This window comes from Pseudonocardia sp. TRM90224, from assembly GCF_021245725.1.
In the GTDB taxonomy this organism is placed as follows: domain Bacteria; phylum Actinomycetota; class Actinomycetes; order Mycobacteriales; family Pseudonocardiaceae; genus Pseudonocardia.
The window spans coordinates 1-5385 of record NZ_JAJGSX010000095.1; the positions used below are offsets into that span (position 1 = coordinate 1).

General features: G+C 57.3%; 3 rRNA genes. All 3 read left to right on the forward strand.

Going from position 1 to position 5385, the window contains the following annotated elements:
* The first annotated feature begins 134 nt into the window (after positions 1-134).
* Positions 135-1656 (forward strand): 16S ribosomal RNA (locus LL648_RS43505).
* Positions 1657-1981: 325 nt separating this feature from the next.
* Positions 1982-5102, forward strand: a 23S ribosomal RNA gene (locus tag LL648_RS43510).
* A 112-nt stretch (positions 5103-5214) separates the two neighbouring features.
* A 5S ribosomal RNA gene (gene rrf / locus LL648_RS43515) occupies positions 5215-5331 on the forward strand.
* Together the 16S, 23S and 5S rRNA genes form the textbook arrangement of a ribosomal RNA operon.
* Positions 5332-5385 lie beyond the last annotated feature (54 nt).

Here is a 5385-nt window from a genome sequence, read left to right on the forward strand (position 1 = left end):
GATGGTGTGCGGGTGTCTTTTGAGAACTCAACAGTGTGTCGAGCTTTATCATGAATTGGTTTTATGCCAGTTTGTTTTTGCTCTTGCTTGTCTGTGACCCCGTCGCAGGAGCTTGGGCTTTGTTTGTCAGGATTTTGTTGGAGAGTTTGATCCTGGCTCAGGACGAACGCTGGCGGCGTGCTTAACACATGCAAGTCGAGCGGTAAGGCCCTTTCGGGGGTACACGAGCGGCGAACGGGTGAGTAACACGTGGGCGACCTGCCCTCAGCTCTGGGATAAGCCTGGGAAACTGGGTCTAATACCGGATATGACCACATGTCGCATGGTGTGTGGTGGAAAGTTTTTTCGGCTGGGGATGGGCCCGCGGCCTATCAGCTTGTTGGTGGGGTGATGGCCTACCAAGGCGACGACGGGTAGCCGGCCTGAGAGGGCGACCGGCCACACTGGGACTGAGACACGGCCCAGACTCCTACGGGAGGCAGCAGTGGGGAATATTGCGCAATGGGCGGAAGCCTGACGCAGCGACGCCGCGTGGGGGATGACGGCCTTCGGGTTGTAAACCTCTTTCGACCGGGACGAAGGGTGACTGACGGTACCGGTAGAAGAAGCACCGGCCAACTACGTGCCAGCAGCCGCGGTAATACGTAGGGTGCGAGCGTTGTCCGGAATTATTGGGCGTAAAGAGCTCGTAGGCGGTGTGTCGCGTCGATCGTGAAAACTTTCAGCTTAACTGGGAGCTTGCGGTCGATACGGGCATCACTTGAGTTCGGCAGGGGAGACTGGAATTCCTGGTGTAGCGGTGAAATGCGCAGATATCAGGAGGAACACCGGTGGCGAAGGCGGGTCTCTGGGCCGATACTGACGCTGAGGAGCGAAAGCGTGGGGAGCGAACAGGATTAGATACCCTGGTAGTCCACGCCGTAAACGGTGGGCGCTAGGTGTGGGGGCCATTCCACGGTCTCTGTGCCGCAGCTAACGCATTAAGCGCCCCGCCTGGGGAGTACGGCCGCAAGGCTAAAACTCAAAGGAATTGACGGGGGCCCGCACAAGCGGCGGAGCATGTGGATTAATTCGATGCAACGCGAAGAACCTTACCTGGGTTTGACATGCACTAGACGCCGGTAGAGATATCGGTTCCCTTGTGGCTGGTGTGCAGGTGGTGCATGGCTGTCGTCAGCTCGTGTCGTGAGATGTTGGGTTAAGTCCCGCAACGAGCGCAACCCTCGTTCTATGTTGCCAGCGCGTTATGGCGGGGACTCATAGGAGACTGCCGGGGTCAACTCGGAGGAAGGTGGGGATGACGTCAAGTCATCATGCCCCTTATGTCCAGGGCTTCACACATGCTACAATGGCCAGTACAGAGGGCTGCGAGACCGTGAGGTGGAGCGAATCCCTTAAAGCTGGTCTCAGTTCGGATCGGGGTCTGCAACTCGACCCCGTGAAGTTGGAGTCGCTAGTAATCGCAGATCAGCAACGCTGCGGTGAATACGTTCCCGGGCCTTGTACACACCGCCCGTCACGTCACGAAAGTTGGTAACACCCGAAGCCGACGGCCTAACCCCTTGTGGGAGGGAGTTGTCGAAGGTGGGACTGGCGATTGGGACGAAGTCGTAACAAGGTAGCCGTACCGGAAGGTGCGGCTGGATCACCTCCTTTCTAAGGAGTCTCACCGTGTGGTGAGGTTGGCTGGTCACTCTGAAGGTGGCTGGTTCTCCTTTCACTAATTCCGCTCCATGGTCTTCGGGTTGTGGGTGCGGCTGGGTGGAACATAATGATCGGTTCATGGTTGTCGGGGTCTTCGGGCTTCGGGGTTTGGCACACTGTTGGGTCCTGAGAGGACACCTGTTGGTTGGGTGTGTTTTCTGGGCTGCTCCTGGCTCTGGTCGTCTAACGCATTGCTTGTCGGTGTGGTGGTGGTCGTTGTGGGTTGGGGTGTGGTTGTGTGTTGAGTGTTGCATAGTGGATGCGAGCATCTTGTTGTGGTTAAGTGTTTAAGGGCACATGGTGGATGTCTAGGCATCAGGAGCCGATGAAGGACGTGGGAGGCCGCGATAGGCCTCGGGGAGCTGTCAACCGAGCTGTGATCCGAGGGTGTCCGAATGGGGAAACCCGGTACCCGTCATGGGGTATCACCGTGCACTGAATTCATAGGTGTACGGGGGGAACGTGGGGAAGTGAAACATCTCAGTACCCACAGGAAGAGAAAACAACCGTGATTCCGTGAGTAGTGGCGAGCGAAAGCGGATGAGGCTAAACCTATGCTGTGTCAAGCCGGCAGGCGTTGCAGTGTGGGTGTTGTGGGACGTTGTCGTAGCTGGGCTGCCGTCTGGCTGATCGTGTTGTGTGGTGTTAGTGGAAGACTTCTGGAAAGGGTCGCCGTAGTGGGTGAGAGCCCCGTACGCGAAAATGCCGCATGCGTGATGGACTTTGTTCCCGAGTAGCAGCGAGCTCGTGGAATTTGCTGTGAATCTGCCGGGACCACCCGGTAAGCCTAAATACTCCCTGATGACCGATAGCGGACTAGTACCGTGAGGGAAAGATGAAAAGTACCCCGGGAGGGGAGTGAAATAGTACCTGAAACCGTGTGCCTACAAGCCGTCAGAGCTGACTTTGTTTGGTGATGGCGTGCCTTTTGAAGAATGAGCCTGCGAGTTATGCTTCGTGGCGAGGTTAACCCGTGTGGGGTAGCCGTAGCGAAAGCGAGTCTGAATAGGGCGCCATAGTCGCGGGGTATAGACCCGAAGCGGAGTGATCTACCCATGGCCAGGGTGAAGCTACGGTAAGACGTGGTGGAGGCCCGAACCCACCAGGGTTGAAAACCTGGGGGATGAGCTGTGGGTAGGGGTGAAAGGCCAATCAAACTCCGTGATAGCTGGTTCTCCCCGAAATGCATTTAGGTGCAGCGTCGTGTGGTGGATGCCGGAGGTAGAGCACTGGATGGGCTAGGGGGCCGACAAGCTTACTGAACTCAACCAAACTCCGAATGCCGGTATTTCTAGCGCGGCAGTGAGACTGCGGGGGATAAGCTTCGTAGTCGAGAGGGAAACAGCCCAGATCACCGGCTAAGGCCCCTAAGCGTGTGCTAAGTGGGAAAGGATGTGGGATCGCCCAGACAACCAGGAGGTTGGCTTAGAAGCAGCCACCCTTTAAAGAGTGCGTAATAGCTCACTGGTCAAGTGGTCCTGCGCCGACAATGTAGCGGGGCTCAAGCACACCGCCGAAGCCGTGGCAACACTGCATGAGATCCGCCTGCCGACTTGTTTGGTGGGTGTAGTCGTGGTGTTGGGTAGGGGAGCGTCGTGCATCCGGTGAAGCCTCCGAGTGATCGAGGGGTGGAGGGTGTGCGAGTGAGAATGCAGGCATGAGTAGCGAATGCAGAGTGAGAACCTCTGCCGCCGAATGACCAAGGGTTCCTGGGCCAGGTTAATCCGCCCAGGGTGAGCCGGGACCTAAGGCGAGGCCGACAGGCGTAGTCGATGGACAACGGGTTGATATTCCCGTGCCCGTGATAGTGCGTCCGTGCTGAGGCCGGTGATGCTAACCATCCGAACCCGCTTTCTGGCCTTCGGGCTGGGTTGTTGGGGGAGCGTGGGAACCGATCCGGTAGTAGGCAAGCGATGGGGTGACGCAGGAGGGTAGCTCCGCCAGGCGTTGGTTGTCCTGGTGTAAGCCTGTAGCCCGACATCTAGGTAAATCCGGATGTCATTTAAGGGTGAGAGGTGATGCGTAGCCGATTGAGGCGAAGTAGAGTGATCCCATGCTGCCGAGAAAAGCCTCTAGCGAGTGCTGTTGCGGCCCGTACCCTAAACCGACACAGGTGGTCAGGTAGAGAATACCAAGGCGATCGAGTGAACTGTGGTTAAGGAACTCGGCAAAATACCTCCGTAACTTCGGGAGAAGGAGGGCCGTCTGGCTTGAAGCTCTTCGCGGGCTAGGGCTGGGCGGTCGCAGAGACCAGGCCCAAGCGACTGTTTACTAAAAACACAGGTCCGTGCGAAGTCGCAAGACGATGTATACGGACTGACGCCTGCCCGGTGCTGGAACGTTAAGAGGACCTGTTAGTCCCTTTGGGGGCGAAGCGGAGAATTTAAGCGCCAGTAAACGGCGGTGGTAACTATAACCATCCTAAGGTAGCGAAATTCCTTGTCGGGTAAGTTCCGACCTGCACGAATGGCGTAACGACTTGGGCGCTGTCTCGACCACAGACTCGGCGAAATTGCACTACGAGTAAAGATGCTCGTTACGCGCGGCAGGACGGAAAGACCCCGGGACCTTTACTACAGCTTGGTATTGGTGCTCGGTTCGGCTTGTGTAGGATAGGTGGGAGACTGTGAAGCGGCCACGCCAGTGGTTGTGGAGTCGTTGTTGAAATACCACTCTGGTCGAATTGGGTGTCTCAACCTCGGGCCATGATCTGGTTCAGGGACAGTGCCTGGTGGGTAGTTTAACTGGGGCGGTTGCCTCCCAAAATGTAACGGAGGCGCCCAAAGGTTCCCTCAGCCTGGTTGGCAATCAGGTGTTGAGTGTAAGTGCACAAGGGAGCTTGACTGTGAGACTGACAGGTCGAGCAGGGACGAAAGTCGGGACTAGTGATCCGGCACCTCCTGGTGGAAGGGGTGTCGCTCAACGGATAAAAGGTACCCCGGGGATAACAGGCTGATCTTGCCCAAGAGTCCATATCGACGGCATGGTTTGGCACCTCGATGTCGGCTCGTCGCATCCTGGGGCTGGAGTAGGTCCCAAGGGTTGGGCTGTTCGCCCATTAAAGCGGTACGCGAGCTGGGTTTAGAACGTCGTGAGACAGTTCGGTCCCTATCCGCCGCGCGCGCAGGAGACTTGAGGAAGGCTGTCCCTAGTACGAGAGGACCGGGACGGACGAACCTCTGGTGTGCCAGTTGTCCCGCCAGGGGCATGGCTGGTTGGCTATGTTCGGAAGGGATAACCGCTGAAGGCATCTAAGCGGGAAGCTCGTTCCAAGATGAGGTCTCCCACCACCTTTGCGTGGTTAAGGCCCCCCACAGACCATGGGGTTGATAGGCCAGAGATGGAAGCCCTGTGAGGGGTGGAGTTGACTGGTACTAATAGGCCGAGGGCTTGACCATGACAAGTTGTTTGCATCCACTGTGCGACCCTGAACACACAAACACTGTTTGTTGTTCGGGGTGCGGTAAGCTCGCATCCACTAGATTGAAGATGTGCTAAGTGAATAGTGTTGTCGGTGGTTGTGGCGGAGGGGGAACGCCCGGTCCCATCCCGAACCCGGAAGCTAAGCCCTCCAGCGCCGATGGTACTGCACTCGTTAGGGTGTGGGAGAGTAGGTCGCCGCCGACATCAAACATCAACACCAAGAGTGGGCCCCGCCGATCAGGCGGGGCCCACTTTTTT